The organism is Micromonospora sp. NPDC048887, assembly GCF_040649715.1.
Classification (GTDB): Bacteria; Actinomycetota; Actinomycetes; order Mycobacteriales; family Micromonosporaceae; genus Micromonospora.
Window position 1 is genome coordinate 419,675 of the sequence record NZ_JBEZGA010000003.1, and the last position, 15,574, is coordinate 435,248.

A 15,574-nucleotide genomic window follows, 5' to 3' on the forward strand; every position below is an offset into this window, starting at 1 on the left:
CGGTTCACACCGGCAGGACTCCCGACATCGCGAGCCGCCGTCAGCGACGGCCCGGGGCTCGGTCCGGTTCCCGGATCCGGGAACCGGACCGAGCCCCGGCGCGATTTCTGAACCCCGCCTCGCGGCCCGGGCTCCGGCTCGGGCGAACCGCCCCCCGTCGGCGGGCGAATCGCATGGGCAACTGTGGAGATGCGCCGGGATAAATGGGCCGGGCAGGGTGGTCAGCGAACCGCCCGTCGTCGTGCGGAAACGATGAGAGTCAAGCGGCCGGCCGGGTCTGCCAATCGGAATGAGGTTGCCATGACTAATCCGTTCGAGGACGCCGACGCCCTGTATCTGGTCCTTGTCAATGACGAGGGGCAGCACAGTTTGTGGCCGTCCGGCATCGCCGTCCCAGATGGTTGGGTCACCGCGCACGACACGGATTCCCGATCGAATTGCCTTCGGTACGTCGAAGAACACTGGACCGACATGCGTCCGCAGAGCCTGGTCCGGGCGGAACGGGCGTGAGTGTCGTGGAAACGCTGACGGAGGCCCAACGGGAACTGGTCGTCTCGCGGTGGAACGACACGGCGCGGGACGTGCCGGAAACGGTGTTGCCGGAGTTGTTCGTGGCGCAGGTGGCGCGGACGCCGGACGCGGTGGCGGTGGAGTTCGGTGGTGTGTCGTGGTCGTACGCGGAGTTGGATGCGCGGTCGAACCGGTTGGCGCGGTATCTGGTGGGGTTGGGTGCGGGGCCGGAGCGGGTGGTGGCTGTCGCGTTGCCGCGGTCGTTGGAGATGGTGGCGGCGGTGCTGGGTGTGGTGAAGGCGGGTGCGGCGTATCTGCCTGTGGATCCGGGGTATCCGGCGGACCGGATCGGGTTCATGCTCGCCGACGCCGCCCCGCGCCTGCTCATCAGTGACCGGGCCACGGCGCTGCGGCTGCCGGACGTGCCCGGCGTCGAGCTGGTGATCATCGATGACCCCCGGGTGGCCGAGCCGGTCGCCCGGCAGGACGGCAGCGGTGTGGGGGACGCGGACCGGCTCGCGCCGCTGCGTACCGCCCACCCGGCCTACGTGATCTACACGTCCGGGTCCACCGGGCGGCCCAAGGGCGTGGTGGTCAGCCACCGCGGCCTGGCGAGCCTGTCCGGTTTCCTCATCCGGACCTTCGAGATCGGGCCCGCGTCACGGGTGGGACAGGTGGCCTCGCTGAGTTTCGACGCGGCGGTCATGGAACTGATGATGTCGCTGCCCGCCGGGGCGGCCCTGGTCCTTCCCGAGCAGGGGCAACTGGCCGGGGAGGCGCTCGCTGACACGCTGCGCGACCTGCGGGCCACCCATGCCCTGGTCGGGCCGGCCTCCCTGGCCGGGGCGACGACGGACCAGATGCCCGGCCTGGAGTGCCTGATGGTCGGCGGTGAGGCGTGCCCGGGCGAGATCGCCGCCGAGTGGTCGAAGGGCCGGCGGATGTTCAACGCCTACGGCCCGACCGAGGCGACGGTGGCCACGACGATGAGTGGGCCGCTGTCGGGAGGGGACGCCCCGCCGATCGGGAGGCCTATCTGGAACGCGCGGGCGTACGTGCTCGACGATCGGCTGAGGCCGGTGCCGCCCGGTGTGGCGGGGGAGCTGTACCTGGCCGGGCCGAGCCTGGCGCGGGGTTACCTGGGCCAGCCCGGTCTCACCGCCGGCCGATTCGTGGCCTGCCCGTTCGCGTCCGGTGAGCGGATGTACCGGACCGGCGACCTGGTGCGCTGGCGCGACGACGGTGAGCTGGAATACCTGGGCCGCGTCGACGAGCAGGTCCAGGTCCGCGGATTCCGGGTCGAGCCGGGCGAGATCGAGGCCGTGCTGGCCGGGCAGCCCGGGGTGGCCCGAGCCGTGGTGATCATGCGGGAGGACCGCCCCGGCGACCAGCGCCTGGTGGGCTATGTCGTGCCGGCTGCCGGGAGCGAGCTGGACCCGGCCGGGATCCGGGCGGCCGTGGCAGCGGTGCTGCCCGTCTACATGGTGCCCGCCGCCGTGGTGGTCCTGGACGCGCTGCCGTTGACGGTGAACGGGAAGCTGGACCGGCGGGCGCTGCCGGCCCCGACGTTCGTCGGCGGCACCGGCCGGGCGCCGTCCACTCCCGCCGAGGAAATCCTGTGCGAGCTGTTCGCCCAGGTCCTCGGTGTGGACCGGGTCGGGGTGGACGACAACTTCTTCGACCTGGGTGGACACTCGCTCCTGGTGGCCCGGCTGATCAGCCGGGTGCGGTCGGTGCTCGGGGTGGAGCTGGAGATCCGGGCGGTGTTCGACCATCCCACGGTGGAGTCGCTGGCGCGGTCGCTGGACAGCGTCGGGGCGGCCCGGCCACCGCTGGAGCCGGGGGACCGGCCGGCACGCCTGCCGCTGTCGTTCGCGCAGCAGCGGTTGTGGTTCCTGGCGCAGGTGGAGGGGCCGAGCACCACCTACAACGTGCCGTTCGCGTGGCGGCTGCGGGGGCGGGTCGACACCGCCGCGCTGACCGCCGCCCTGGGTGACGTGGTCCGGCGGCACGAGACGCTGCGGACCGTGTTCCCGGCGGTGGACGGGCAGCCGTACCAGCGGGTGGTCCCGGCCGCGCTGGCGGTGCCGGAGGTAACCGTGGTGCCGGCTCAGGAGGACGAGCTGCCGGCGCTCACCGGGCGGGCGGCGCAGCACGTCTTCGACCTGGCCGGTGAACTGCCGGTGCGCGCCTGGGTGTTCGTGCTGGGGCCGGACGAGTGCGTGCTGGTGTTGCTCACGCACCACATCGCCAGCGACGGCTGGTCACTGGGCGTGCTGCTGGCGGACCTGGGGCAGGCGTACGAGGCGCGGCTGGCCGGGCACGCGCCGGAGTGGACCGAGCTGCCGGTCCAGTACGCGGACTACACGCTGTGGCAGCGCGGCCTCCTGGGCGCCGGCCAGGACGGCGGCAGCGTGCTGGCCCGGCAGGTGGAGTACTGGCAGTCGGCGCTGGCCGGTCTGCCCGAGCGGCTTGAGCTGCCGTTCGACCGGCCCCACCCGGCCCACCGCTCCTATCAGGGCGGGCAGGTCGACGTGGACGTGGACGCGGCTGTGCACCGCGGGCTGGTGGAGCTGGCGCGCCGGCACCAGGTGACGCTGTTCATGGTGCTCCAGGCCGGCCTCGCGGTCGTGCTGTCCCGCTCCGGGGCCGGTACCGACATCCCGATCGGCGTGCCGGTGGCCGGTCGAGGCGGTGACGAGAGGCTGCACAACCTGGTCGGGTTCTTCGTCAACACGCTGGTGCTGCGGACCGACCTGTCGGGCGACCCGGACTTCGGGGAGTTGCTCCGCCGCGTCAGGGAGCAGGACCTGGCGGCCTACGCGCACCAGGACGTCCCGTTCGAACGGCTGGTGGAGGTGCTGAACCCGGTCCGGTCTACCACTCATCACCCCCTGTTCCAGGTGACGCTGGCCTCCGACGACGACACCAGCAGGGACTGGCGGGTCCACGGCCTGGAGTCCACGAACCTGCCGCTGCCCGAGCAGTCGGCCAAGTTCGACCTGTCGCTGACGTACCGGTCGCGACATGAGCCGGACGGCGCCCCCGGCGGGATCGGCGTCACCCTGGAGTACGCGGCGGACCTGTTCGACGCGAGCACCGCGCAGGCTCTGGCGGAGCGGCTGGTCCGGCTGCTGGGCCAGGTCGCCGCCGACCCGGGCCAGCGGGTCAGCGGCGTGGAGCTGCTGTCGGCGGCGGAACGCGAACTGGTCGTCTCGCGGTGGAACGACACCGCACGGGACGTGCCCGGTGTGGTCCTGCCGGAGTTGTTCGTGGCGCAGGCGGCGCGGACGCCGGACGCGGTGGCGGTGGAGTTCGGTGGTGTGTCGTGGTCGTACGCGGAGTTGGATGCGCGGTCGAACCGGTTGGCGCGGTATCTGGTGGGGTTGGGTGCGGGGCCGGAGCGGGTGGTGGCTGTCGCGTTGCCGCGGTCGTTGGAGATGGTGGCGGCGGTGCTGGGTGTGGTGAAGGCGGGTGCGGCGTATCTGCCTGTGGATCCGGGGTATCCGGCGGACCGGATCGCGTTCATGCTCGCCGACGCGGCGCCGATCGCGATGCTCACGACCCGGCAGCTCGACGCCGACCTGCCCGCCGCTGGCGTGCGGGTCGTCCTCGACGATCCGGCGGTGGCCGCCGACGTGGCGAGCCGGCCCGGCGGCGAGGTCGCCGACGGGGAGCGGATCGCGCCGCTGCTGCCCGGCCACCCGGCGTACGTGATCTACACGTCCGGGTCCACCGGGCGGCCCAAGGGCGTCGTCGTCAGCCACCGGGGCCTGCCCAGCCTGGCGGCGTTCCTGGTGCACACCTTCGAGACCAGGCCGGGGTCACGGGTGGCGCAGCTGCTCTCGCTGAGCTTCGACATGTCAATGGTGGAGCTGCTGTTGTCGTTGACCGCCGGAGCGGCGCTGGTGCTCCCCGAGCAGTGGCCGCTGGCCGGGGAGCCGTTGGCCGAGGCGTTCCACGAGCTCGGCATCACCCACGCGATGGTGGCGCCCAGCACGCTGGCCGGTGCGACGCCCGCCAAGGTGCCGGCCCTGGAGTGCCTCATCGTCGGGGGCGAGGCCAGCTCCGCCGAGCTGATCGCCGCGTGGTCGGCGGGCCGGCGGATCTACAACGGGTACGGCCCGACCGAGGCGACAGTGGGTACGACGATGAGCCGGCGGCTGTCCGGCGGCGGGGAGGTGCCGCCGATCGGGGCGCCGATGTGGAACGTGCGGGCGTACGTGCTCGACGAGCGCCTGGGTGTGGTGCCGGCGGGGGTGCCCGGGGAGCTGTACCTGGCCGGGCCGTACCTGGCGCGGGGCTACCTGAACCGGCCCGGGCTGACCGCGGAGCGGTTCGTGGCCTGCCCGTTCGCATCCGGTGAGCGGATGTACCGGACCGGTGACCTGGTGCGCTGGCGCAACGACGGCCAGCTGGAGTTCCTGGGCCGGGTCGACGAGCAGGTCAAGCTCCGGGGCTTCCGGATCGAGCTGGGCGAGATCGAGGCAGTGCTGGCCGGGCAGCCCGGCGTGGCCCGGGCCGTGGTGGTGCTGCGGGAGGACCGCCCGGGCGACCGCCGCCTGGTCGGGTACGTGGTGCCCGAGGCCGGCCGGGCGCACGAGGTGGACCCGGTCGCTGTCCGGGCCGCGGTGGGCCGGGCCCTGCCCGGACACATGGTGCCGTCCGCTGTGGTGGCCGTCGACGAGCTGCCCCGGTTGGTCAACGGGAAGCTGGACCGGCGGGCGCTGCCCGCCCCGGACTACGCCGCGGGAGCGGCCCGGGAACCGTCCACCCCGGCCGAGCGGGCCCTGTGCGAGTTGTTCGCCGAGGTGCTCGGGGTGGACCGGGTGGGCGTCGACGACAACTTCTTCGACCTGGGCGGGCATTCGCTGCTCGGCGCCGTGCTCGTCGCCCGGTTGGAGAACCAGCTCGGTATCAAGATCAGCCTGCAGAACTTCCTCGCCAACCCGTCCGTCGGTGCGGTCGCCGGTCACGCGGCACCGCAGACGGCCGGACAGTCCTGATCGGCACGAGACGACCCCCGGAGGAGGAACGATGGATCTGGCGGCCAGGGGTGTGACCATCTACTCGACATGTCGGTCGAGCATCGGCTACGGCCAGGACTCCCACCTGCGCAAGCTGCTGGAGACCGCCCGGTGGGCCGATGAGGCCGGCTACCGGGGGGCCCTGCTGTACAGCGACAACACCTCGATCGACGCCTGGATGTCGGCCCAGGCCGCCATCGCGAACACCGCCGGCTTCGTGCCGCTCATCGCGGTCCAGCCGCTGGACAAGAGCCCGTTCGCGCTGGCCCGGGCGATCTCGTCCCTGGCTCACCTGTACGGGCGGCAGGTCGACCTCAACTACGTCAGCGGCGGCTTCAGCCGTGACCTGCGGGTCCAGGGTGACGCGCTGCCGCACGACGCCAGGTACGACCGGCTCGTCGAGTACGTGACGATCGTCAGAGCGCTGCTCGACGGCGGCCTGACCAGTCACGAGGGGCGGTACTACAACTTCCGGCGGGCGCGGCTCACGACGCCGGTACCCGCCGACCTGCTGCCCAGGGCGTACGTGTCCGGCTCGTCGGCGGCCAGCCTGCAGGCGGGGGAGTCACTGGGCCTCAGCCAGCTCTCCTTCCCGTTGCTGCCCGCCGAGTTCGCCAGTCCGGACACCCGCAAGAACAGGTTCGGTGCCGGCATCAGCATCGGCATCATCGCCCGTGACGACTCGTCCGAGGCGTGGCGGATCGCGCACAAGCGGTTCCCGGCCGATCCGGACGGCGCGGAGCGGATGAAACTGCTCCTCTCGGCCGCGGTGTCGTCCTGGCAGCCCCAGCTCGCCTCCGTGCCGATCGCCGACGAGGGGGAGGGCGGGGCGTACTGGCTCGTTCCCTTCCGGTACCACCACACGTTCTGCCCGTACCTCGTCGGGAGCTACGACGAGGTGGCGCAGGCGGTGGCGACGTATCTGAAGGGCGGTGCCCGCACCTTCGTCTTCGACCTGCCGCAGGAACCCGACGACCTGTATCACACGCGGATCGCGGTGGAACGCGCCGTCGCGGCCCTGGACGGCGACCCGTCCTGACGCGCGAGCGGCCGTTTCGACAGCGCCTGACGAAAGGACACGCCGATGCGCCCCGTCGCCGGCACCGGCCCACTCTGCAGCCAGCTCAGCTCCGGCGACGGGGCGGAGGTGCTGGTCACCGACTTTCAGGCGCTCAACGGGGCGCCCCGGCTCAGCCAGTTGCTCGGTGACGCCGCCACCGACCAGCGGATCTACCAGGTGGATCCGCGGGGCGCGCTGTCCGGTGGCCGGCTCTACGCCTCCCTGGCGGAACTGGCGGACGAGGCGGTCGCCCTCTTCCGCGCCGAATCCTCCGCGGCGGGGGACCAGCGGCTGTTCGTGGTGAGCCACTGCAGCGCCGCCGCCCTGTCTCTGCGGATCGCCGGTCACCTGAGCGCCGTCCGGGAGGTCACCGCCGTCCTGGTGCAGCCGACCTGGCCGGGCACGGAGCACGTCGTCCAGGGGTTCGCGGAGTTCCAGGCGAAGCTGGGCGCCGGTGGTCAGCCGTGTCCCGACCTGGACGGCGATCCCCGGGCCTGCGTCGCGGAGATGGAACAGCTGATGCGGGCGGAGATGACGGAGCTGGCGAAGCGGCACGGCCTCGACAGCGCCCCGCTGGCCTTCTCCGAGCTGCTGGTGTCGTACCGGACCTGGCTCGCCTTCCTGCTGGCCTGCCGCAACGACCGGCCCGCGGAGCCGCCCGCCGAGTCGGTCGAGGTGACGGTGTTGACCGACGACCCCCACTTCGTGTTTCCCGGTACCGCTCCGGACCGGTACCGGATCACGCCGCCGCCCTCCGGTGAGCGGCCCGATGACGTCACACCGGAACTGGCCCGGCTGGTGCTCGGCCAGATTGGGAACTGGGAACCGCCGGATCCGCGCCGCTCCATGTCGGCGCGCCGCGGCTGAGCGCCGCCGGACGATGATCGGCGGCGCACCCTCGAAGACGACCACGGCGTTGATCACTGCCCACGATGGAAAGACCCACCGATTGGGTCTCATAGGAGGAAGACGTGGAAGATGAGCGTCCGTTCGTCATTGATCCCCTCGGCGCCGGCATCCACGCCGAGATGGACCGGCTCCAGGCCCGGGGGCCGGTCACCCGGGTGCTGCTGCCCGGCGGGGTTACGGCCTGGTCAGTGACCGGCTACCACACCGTTCGGCAGGTCCTGGCGGACGAGCGGTTCGGCAAGAACGCCCGGCAGCACTGGCCGGCGTACGTCGACGGCGCCCTCGACCCGGACTTCCCGCTGATCGCCTGGGCGCGGATGGACAACATGTCGACCGCGGACGGTGAGCCCCACGCCCGCCAGCGACGGCTCGTCGCCGGCGCGTTCAGCCCGCAGCGCATCGCCGCCCTGCGGCCGCGGGTCGAGCGTGTCGTGACGCGCGCGCTCGACGACCTGATCGAGTACGCGGCCGAGCGGCCGGGTGAGCCGGTCGACCTCAAGGAGCGGTACGCCCACCGGGTCGCCGCGCGGGTGATCGGCGAACTGCTCGGCGTGCCCGACGGGGACCCGGACGGCATTCTGGACCGCGCCGGGTATGTCGAGTCGACCCCGCAGAAGGCGGGCGAGGTCTTCGCCCTGATCCGGCGCAAGCTCGAAGCCCTGGTCGCGGTGAAGCGGCGGGAGCCAGGTGAGGACCTGATCAGCGACTTGATCGCGGCCCAGCCGGGCGCCTGCCCGGTGAGCGGCACGGGTGCCGGGTCCGACGCCGAGCTGGTCGGCCTGGCGCAGTTGATGCTCAACACCGGCGCGGAGCCGGCCCGGAACCTGATCACGAATGCCGCGGCCGCACTGCTCACCCGGCCCGTCGAGCGCGGCCTGGCGGTGAGTGGCCGGGTGCGCTGGGAAGACGTGGTGGAGGAGACGCTGCGCAGCGACGCCCCGGTCGCACACCTGCCGTTCCGGTTCGCGACGGAGGACGTCACGATCGCCGGCGTCACCATCAAACGCGGTGACCCGGTGCTGATCGGTTACCTCACGACCGGCCGCGACCCGGAGGTGCACGGCATCGCGGCGGGGGAGTTCGATGTCCAGCGGGCGGACAAGCGGCACGTGGCGTTCGGGCACGGCGTCCACCGGTGCATCGGCCCGGCCCTGGCCCGGATGGAGGCGCGCATCGCGCTGGAGGCGCTGTTCACACGCCTGCCGGGGCTGCGGCTCGCGGTGGAGCCAAAGGAACTGGCCGGGCAGGGAACGTTCATCATGAACGGCTGGCGCGAACTGCCGGTTTACCTCTGAGGCCCGGGGCCGGTGGCGGGCCCACACCCGCCACCGGCCTCACGCCGCGCCACAGGTGAATATCGCCGAGCCAGGCGCACGGCACAACGCCGTCTCCTCGAATGAGGAGACGGCGTTGCCGGTCGTCGGGCCGGGGTGCCCGGATGAACTCGACGCCCGGCCCCGGCCGCCCGCTATCCGGCGCGGTGCACGGTGGCGAGCTTCTCCATCTGTGGCACGACGTCGTTGGGCGACGGGACCGCCGCTGTCCGCGCGCGCAGGCGTTCGGCGTTGCGGCCGTAGGACGGGCTGTCCAGCACCCGTCGCAGCTGGTTGTGCAGGGCCTCGGCGGTGAGCCGGCCGGGGTCGCTGACGTAGACACCGGCACCCTGCTCCTCCAGAGCGGTGACGACCGCCAGCGGGCCCCAGAACTTGTCGGCGCCGAACTTGCCCGGCACCAGCAGTTGCGGCACCCCGTAGTAGGTGGCCGCGGCCACCGTGCCGTACCCGCCGTGGTGCACGATGGCCGAGCAGGTCGGCAGCAGCGCGTTCAACGGCACGAAGGGAACCGGTCGGACGTTGCCCGGCAGGGCGGGCAGGGCCGCGCGCTGCTCATCGGTGAGCGTGACAATGACCTCCGCGTCCAGGTCTGCGACCGCGTCCAGCATGTCGCTGACGGACGCGCCGGCATTCAGCTCGCGGAACGACAGGCCGAGCGTGAGGCACACGCGCCGGCGGTCCGGCTCGGCGTACAGCCACTCCGGAACGATCGACGGGCCGTTGAACGGCACCGCGCGCACCATCTGGTAGTCGATGCCCTCCGGCTGCCAGGTCCAGGGCGGCATCGCGTTCACCGACCATTGGCCGGTCACCGATTCCTCGGTGAAGTCCAGGCCGTACCGGGCGAGGATCGGCTCCAGGTGGACCCGCATCGGATCGCGCGCCGGGTCGACAGCCCGCGCCGCAGTCCGCAGCTGCATCAGCGCGTCGGTGCACATCACCAGGCGGGCGTGCGCGGCGCCGCAGGCCCGGGCGGCGACCGGGCCCGCGTAGGCCATCGTCATGCCGTCCCAGAGCACCAGGTCCGGCTTCCAGGCCCGGGCGAAGCGCACCGCGTCGTCGATTACCGAATCCGGGTTGAAGATCGTGAAGTGCCAGTCGGCCAGGGCGGTGAGCTCGCCCAGCGGGTCGTCGGCGGCGTAGTCGGCCTGCACCGACTTGCGCCCGTTCTCGTAGGGCCCGGCGTCCGCGTCCGGGACGGGGAGCGCCTCCTCCTCGGTGGCCTTCTCGGACACCATCGCGGTCAGGTCGATCGGGGTGCCGAGGGACACCGCGGTCAGGCCGGTGTGCGCGACATCCTGGGGGGTCAGCCCGACCGGGTCCGGCTGGGTGGCCATCCGGACCTCGTGCCCGGCGGTGCGCAGGGCCCAGGCGAGCGGTGTCAGCGCGTACAGGTGGGTCTTGCTCGGACAGTTCAGGACCAGGATGCGCACGGAAACTCCCAGGAGTCGAGCGAAGGAACGTCAGGCGGTGCCCGGTGCGGCGGGACTTCTAGGACGTCGGGTCCGGGATGTCGACCCTGCTTCTGCCCAGGGCCGCGGCGACGTCGACGATCAGGTCTTCCTGGCCGGCCACCGCCTGGCGCCGGCCCAGCTCGAAGAAGATGTCACGCGGGTCCAGGTTCTCGCGCCTCGCCGCGTCGAGCACCGGGTTCTTGAAGCCGGAGAACACGCCCGCGAGCCCGCTGACGATGCCCACCGAGTCGATGGTCGGCGGCTTGGGCATGAGTTCCCGCTCGGCCAGGTCCGCCGCGTCGAGAAGGCCGTACAGGTCGACACCCGTCGAGAAGCCGCTCCGTTCGAGGACCGGCACCACCACCTCGAGCTGGGTGTTGCCGGCGCCCGCCCCGAATCCTCTGGCGCACGCGTCGATGATCGTGGCACCGGCGCGCGCCGCGGCCACGGAGTTGGCCACGGCCATCCCGAGGTTGTTGTGCCCGTGGAAGATGATGGGCACGTCGACGGCACCGGCTATGGCGGTGATCCGCTCGCTGACGTCCTCGGGCAGGTAGTGCCCGGCGGAGTCCATGATGCCCACGGCTGACGCGCCGTAGTCCACGAGCCGGCGGCACTCCTCGGCCAGCCGCCCGGGTGCGGCCATGTGGCTCATCACCAGGACGCTCTGCGCCTCCACTCCGGCGTCCCGCAGGAACCCCAGATAGCGCTCCATGGTGTTGCCCTCGGTGCAGTGGGCGCCGACCCGCACCACGTCGACTCCGTGGTTCACCGCTTCCTTGAGGTCGTGCGTGGTGGCCCAGCCGGGCAGCATGAACACGGCCATCTTGCTGTGCGAGAGCTGTTCCCGGACCACGGTGAGCATCTCGGCGTCGGTCAGCGCGGCCCGGCCCACCTGCAGCGACGACGCGCCGAGGCCGTTGCCGTGGCCCACCTCCACGACCGGGATGCGGGCCGCGTCCGCCGCGGCGGCGTACCGCCGGAGCTGGTCTCGACCGAGTTGGTGACGAATCGCGTGCTGACCGTCGCGCAGTGTCGGGTCATGGATGGTCACCGGCCGGATCGTCACGGCGTCTTCCTGCGTACCCTGGTCCATGTTCAGCTCACTGTCCTCTTCTGGGCGACCGGACGGCCCGCTGCGTACTGTTCGGCGACGTAGATGGCGGCGGAGTTGATGATGTCGAGGTTCCCCGCGTGGTGCGGGATCAGATCTCCCGAGGCGCTCACCTCGATCGCGATGAACGCCCGGCCGTCGACGACGCTGCACGCGGCGATGTCGAAGCCCGCGGCGAAGGTCCGGACCTCTTCCGCCGCCGCTGTCACGTGCTTGCGGATCACGTCCAGATCGAAGTCGTCGCCGGTCATGGAGATCGCCACCCGGAAGGTGGGAGGCGGCTCGGCGGGGCTGAGGTTCAGCAGGACCTTGACATCGGGCACTCCGGTGAAGGCACGGATGGCGGCCTGCGTCGTCTCGACGTACTCGTCGAGGTTCAGCCGGCTCGCCCGCCCCACACTCTGGCTGGCCGCGGTCGTCACCACCTCGATGTAGTCGGGTGAGTACCGCTGGGTGAGCGCGTGCAGGATCGGGATCGCCGTCTGGCCGCCGCAGCTGATCAAACTGACGTTGCGGTGCACAAGGGCGTCCGTCCCGTTCACCGTCGGCGCGATCATGTGGCCGATCCGGCTCGGCGTCAGATCGACGACCAGCGCACCGAGGCCCTCCAGGTACTCCCAGTGCTCGGCGTGGGAGGCGGCGTTGCTGGCGTCGAACACGACGTCGAACTTCACCGGGGCAGACGCCAGCGACCTGACCCCGCCGCCGGTCGTCCGGTAGCCAAGTTCGGCTGCGGTGCGCAATCCGCGATTCTGACTGTCGCGCGCCACCACCAATTGGCAGTCAAGGAATTTGGAACGCTTGATCTTTGTCAAGAGATCGAGCCCAATGAGCCCCGCTCCGAGGATGGCAACGTTCAACCGGCTGCCCTTATTCATAGCCCGATCTTCCCCTCAGAATTGCCCCGAACCATGGCCGGTCCCGTCGTTGCGGCCGGCGCGATTGTGGCGCACGCTCTCGTTCAGCATGCCGTGAGCGGGACGACGAAACTTCTCCACGAGTGCGTCATCAGCCGGCCGGTGCCGGATTCCGGCGAGCGTCGGTGGCGCACTGCGCACAATGGAACGTTGCCCCTGGTGTGCGACGTCGACAAGCATCACAAATGTTGACGCTGCCGCACTCACACCCAGGGAGGGCGCGTGATGAGCACGACGATCGGCCGCCGGACGAGGCACTTCGTTGCCGCCGCCATGGTCGGCGTTCTGATGACCGGCGCCGGAGCGACCGCGTCCGCGGCCGCCACGACCCGGATCGCATGGGGTGCCTGCGCGGACCCGGATCTGGCCGCCGCCGGTGCGCGGTGCGGATTCCTCACCGTTCCGCTCGACTACGCCCGTCCGCGCGGCGCCACGATCCAGCTCGCGGTGTCGCGGATCCCGCACACCACGCCGGATTCGCAGTACCAGGGCGTGATGCTGACCAACCCCGGCGGCCCCGGCGGATCCGGGCTGGGCCTGGCGGCACTGGGCCAGGCGGTCCCGGACGGCGCCGGCGACGCCTACGACTGGATCGGCCTCGACCCGCGCGGCGTGGGCTCCAGCGTGCCGGCGATCTCCTGCCGGCCGGACTACTTCGCGGCGCCGCGGCCGCCGTACGTGCCCGGTACTCCGGCAGTGGAGCGCGCCTGGCTCTCGCGCACGCGTGGATATGCCCGCGCCTGCGCCGAGGAGAACGGGCCGCTACTGCGGCACATGACGACGCTGGACTCCGCGCGTGACCTGGAGAGCCTGCGGATCGCACTGGGCGCACGCCAGATCAACTACCTCGGATACTCGTACGGCACCTACCTCGGCCAGGTCTACGCCAGCGTCTACCCGGCGCGCGTACGGCGGATGGTGCTGGACAGCACCGTGGACCCGCGCACCGTCTGGTACCGGAACAACCTGGACCAGTCCGTCGCCTTCGAACGAAACATCAGGATCTGGTTCGGCTGGCTCGCCCGGTACGACAGCGTCTACCACCTCGGCAGCACGGCGGCGGCGGTCGAGAAGCTCTTCTACCAGAAACTCCACGAACTCGACCGGCAGCCGGCCGGCGGCGTCGTCGGCGGCGCCGAGTGGAGTGACATCTTCGTGCACGCCGGATACAACCAGTACTTCTGGACCCAGCTCGCCGGCGTGTTCGCCGGCTGGGTGCACGACCAGGACGCCGACACGCTGATCGGCTGGTACCAGATCGTCGACGGGCCGGGTGACGACAACGGCTACGCCGCCTACAACGCGGTGTCGTGCACCGACGCGCCATGGCCCCGGAACTGGGCCACCTGGCAGCGCGACCTGAGATCCACCTTCCGGGCGGCGCGCTTCCTCACCTGGCTCAACGGGTGGTACAACGCGCCCTGCCTGTCCTGGCCCGCACCGGCGGGCCGGGCGGTGGACATCGACGGGCGGCGCGTCGCGAGCGTTCTGCTCGTCAACGAGACGCTGGACGCGGCGACGCCGTTCGGGGGGAGTCTCGAGGTGCGCAGGCGGTTCCCGCACTCCCGCCTGCTCGCCGTACCGGGTGGCACCAGCCACGCCAGCGGCTTCTTCGTCGGCAACGAGTGCGTGAACGGCGTGGTCGCCACCTACCTGGCGACCGGCGCGTTGCCCGCACGTCAGCGGGGCAACGGCCCGGATGCGACCTGCGCACCGCTCCCGCAGCCGGTACCCGACCCGGCGGCCACCGCGCAGGCATCCGGAATCGGCGCCGCCAGGTCCCCGTTGGGCCCCGCGTCGGTCCTCGGGACACCATCGGCACGCCGGGCTCGCTGACACCCCCGGCCGGTCTTCGCCCCACCCGGCCACTGCGAACGCCAGTGGCCGGGTGAGGCGGCAGCCGCCCGTCCGATCTGCGGAGACGGCAGCGCCGTCGCCATCAGGACCCGCACTCCGATCAGCGGTCACGCTCGTGGCCGGACGGCAATTTCACCGTTGAGCACGCCGCAACGCCGCGGTGAGACTCGACACGACGGATGCCCATCTATTCGGGAGGTCACATCCATGCGCGAGTCATTCTGGTATTCGCCACCGGGCGCGGGCGAGACGGTTCCCACCGGGACGGCGGGGAGGCCGTGATGCGGGAGACCGCAGCGTGGCCGGCCGACGATCTCGGCCCCGCGGCCGTGCACTTCTTCGAGTTGACGGCTGGTGCCACGGGCATCGTCGTGCTCGACAATCTTGTGCTCGGCCCGGCCATCGGCGGAGTGCGCATGACCCCGACGGTCACCGTGGGCGAGGTGGCCCGGCTCGCCCGCGCCATGACGATCAAGAACGCGGTGGCCGGACTGCCACACGGCGGAGGGAAGTCGGGCATCCGGTTCAACGGGCCGCTCGACCCCGCGGCGCGGCAGTCCGTGGTCCGCTCCTTCGCGCGCGCGATCCGTCACGTCGTCGACTACATCCCCGGGCCCGACGTGGGGACCGACGAGACGGCGATGGCGTGGATCCGCGACGAGATCGGCCGCTCGGTCGGGCTGCCCAGCGCGCTGGGCGGCATCCCGCTCAACGAGGTCGGCGCCACCGGCTACGGCGTGGCGAAGTGCGCGGAGGCCCTGCAGACCGCGAACCGGCTCGAGCTGGCGGGCGCCCGGGTGGCAGTCCAGGGCTTCGGCGCCGTCGGGCGAGTCGCCGCCCTCGAGCTGGCCCGCCTCGGCGCTCGCGTCGTCGCGGTGTCCGACATCACCGGCGCCGTCTACGACCAGGACGGCCTGGACATCGAGGCGCTCGCGGCCTTCCAGCGCACCGGCCCGATCGCGGACTGCCACGACGTGAAACCCATGGAGCGCGACCAGCTGCTCACCGTCGAGTGCGACATCCTGATCCCCGCCGCCCAGGGCGACGCCGTGCACATGGGCAACGTCAACGACGTGCGGGCGAGGACGATCCTGCAGGGCGCGAACCTGCCGGTCACACCGGAGGCGGAGGCTGTCCTCGCCCGGCGAGGTGTGCTCAGCGTGCCCGACGTGATCGTCAACGCGGGGGGTGTGATCTGCGCGGCCGCCGAGCACCGGGGCCGTACCCGGGCGGAGGCGTTCACCCAGATCGCGGAGCGGATCACGGCCAACACGCTCGAACTGCTGGATCGGGTCGCGGCCCGTCCCGGTCTGTTGCCCGCCGAGGCCGCGGTCGAGATGGCGCAGACACGGTTGGACGTCGCGCGCGCCTACCAGCGGACGTTCTGATGGT

At 71.7% G+C, this 15,574-nt stretch carries 10 protein-coding genes; 7 read left to right on the plus strand and 3 right to left on the minus strand.

Translation table 11 applies throughout. The features are described from left to right. Nucleotides 1-300: 300 nt before the first annotated feature. The 5 genes from AB0C17_RS07440 (at nucleotide 301) to AB0C17_RS07460 (ending at nucleotide 8,801) form a co-directional block, all read left to right on the plus strand. Complete coding sequence (locus AB0C17_RS07440; RefSeq protein ID WP_357477189.1) at nucleotides 301-510, plus strand: MbtH family protein; 210 nt, start codon at nucleotides 301-303, stop codon at nucleotides 508-510. Next, a complete protein-coding gene (locus AB0C17_RS07445; RefSeq protein ID WP_357387289.1) occupies nucleotides 507-5,516 on the plus strand; it encodes an amino acid adenylation domain-containing protein in 5,010 nt (1,669 codons plus the stop codon). The genes AB0C17_RS07440 and AB0C17_RS07445 overlap by 4 nt, the downstream gene beginning before the upstream one ends. A 31-nt stretch (nucleotides 5,517-5,547) precedes the next feature. Then, nucleotides 5,548-6,576 carry an LLM class flavin-dependent oxidoreductase gene (locus AB0C17_RS07450; protein ID WP_357387287.1) on the plus strand — a complete coding sequence of 343 codons (1,029 nt, stop codon included), beginning with the start codon at nucleotides 5,548-5,550 and terminating at the stop codon, nucleotides 6,574-6,576. Nucleotides 6,577-6,621: 45 nt separating this feature from the next. Continuing rightward, nucleotides 6,622-7,464 carry a hypothetical protein gene (locus AB0C17_RS07455; protein WP_357387285.1) on the plus strand — a complete coding sequence of 281 codons (843 nt, stop codon included), beginning with the start codon at nucleotides 6,622-6,624 and terminating at the stop codon, nucleotides 7,462-7,464. Between the two features lie 104 nt (nucleotides 7,465-7,568). Continuing rightward, entirely contained in the window at nucleotides 7,569-8,801 is a 1,233-nt protein-coding gene (locus tag AB0C17_RS07460) for a cytochrome P450 (protein WP_357387283.1), read from the plus strand. Between the two features lie 173 nt (nucleotides 8,802-8,974). Here the strand turns inward: AB0C17_RS07460 and AB0C17_RS07465 are convergent, their stop codons facing one another. The 3 genes from AB0C17_RS07465 to AB0C17_RS07475 are packed head-to-tail and all read right to left on the minus strand — an operon-like array spanning nucleotide 8,975 to nucleotide 12,286. After that, on the minus strand, nucleotides 8,975-10,273 hold the full coding sequence (locus AB0C17_RS07465; RefSeq protein ID WP_357387281.1) for a nucleotide disphospho-sugar-binding domain-containing protein: 1,299 nt from the start codon (nucleotides 10,271-10,273) through the stop codon (nucleotides 8,975-8,977). Nucleotides 10,274-10,331: 58 nt separating this feature from the next. Then, nucleotides 10,332-11,348 carry a 4-hydroxy-2-oxovalerate aldolase gene (dmpG, locus tag AB0C17_RS07470; protein ID WP_357387279.1) on the minus strand — a complete coding sequence of 339 codons (1,017 nt, stop codon included), beginning with the start codon at nucleotides 11,346-11,348 and terminating at the stop codon, nucleotides 10,332-10,334. A 44-nt stretch (nucleotides 11,349-11,392) separates the two neighbouring features. Continuing rightward, nucleotides 11,393-12,286: an acetaldehyde dehydrogenase (acetylating) gene (locus AB0C17_RS07475; RefSeq protein ID WP_357387277.1), complete on the minus strand. Its 894-nt coding sequence runs from the start codon at nucleotides 12,284-12,286 to the stop codon at nucleotides 11,393-11,395. Nucleotides 12,287-12,550: 264 nt separating this feature from the next. On the opposite strand from AB0C17_RS07475, the gene AB0C17_RS07480 reads away from it, so the two are divergent. Together AB0C17_RS07480 and AB0C17_RS07485 are read left to right on the plus strand one after the other, a co-directional pair. After that, entirely contained in the window at nucleotides 12,551-14,161 is a 1,611-nt protein-coding gene (locus AB0C17_RS07480; protein WP_357477192.1) for an alpha/beta fold hydrolase, read from the plus strand. Nucleotides 14,162-14,463: 302 nt separating this feature from the next. Further along, on the plus strand, nucleotides 14,464-15,570 hold the full coding sequence (locus tag AB0C17_RS07485; protein WP_357477195.1) for a Glu/Leu/Phe/Val dehydrogenase: 1,107 nt from the start codon (nucleotides 14,464-14,466) through the stop codon (nucleotides 15,568-15,570). Nucleotides 15,571-15,574: the final 4 nt, after the last annotated feature.

Coding starts and splice junctions, on each gene's coding strand:
- AB0C17_RS07450 (WP_357387287.1), top strand. CDS start 5,548: ATGGATCTGGCGGCCAGGGGTGTGACCATCTACTCGACATGTCGGTCG.
- AB0C17_RS07440 (WP_357477189.1), top strand. CDS start 301: ATGACTAATCCGTTCGAGGACGCCGACGCCCTGTATCTGGTCCTTGTC.
- AB0C17_RS07480 (WP_357477192.1), top strand. CDS start 12,551: ATGAGCACGACGATCGGCCGCCGGACGAGGCACTTCGTTGCCGCCGCC.
- AB0C17_RS07485 (WP_357477195.1), top strand. CDS start 14,464: ATGCGGGAGACCGCAGCGTGGCCGGCCGACGATCTCGGCCCCGCGGCC.
- AB0C17_RS07475 (WP_357387277.1), bottom strand. CDS start 12,286: ATGAATAAGGGCAGCCGGTTGAACGTTGCCATCCTCGGAGCGGGGCTC.
- AB0C17_RS07455 (WP_357387285.1), top strand. CDS start 6,622: ATGCGCCCCGTCGCCGGCACCGGCCCACTCTGCAGCCAGCTCAGCTCC.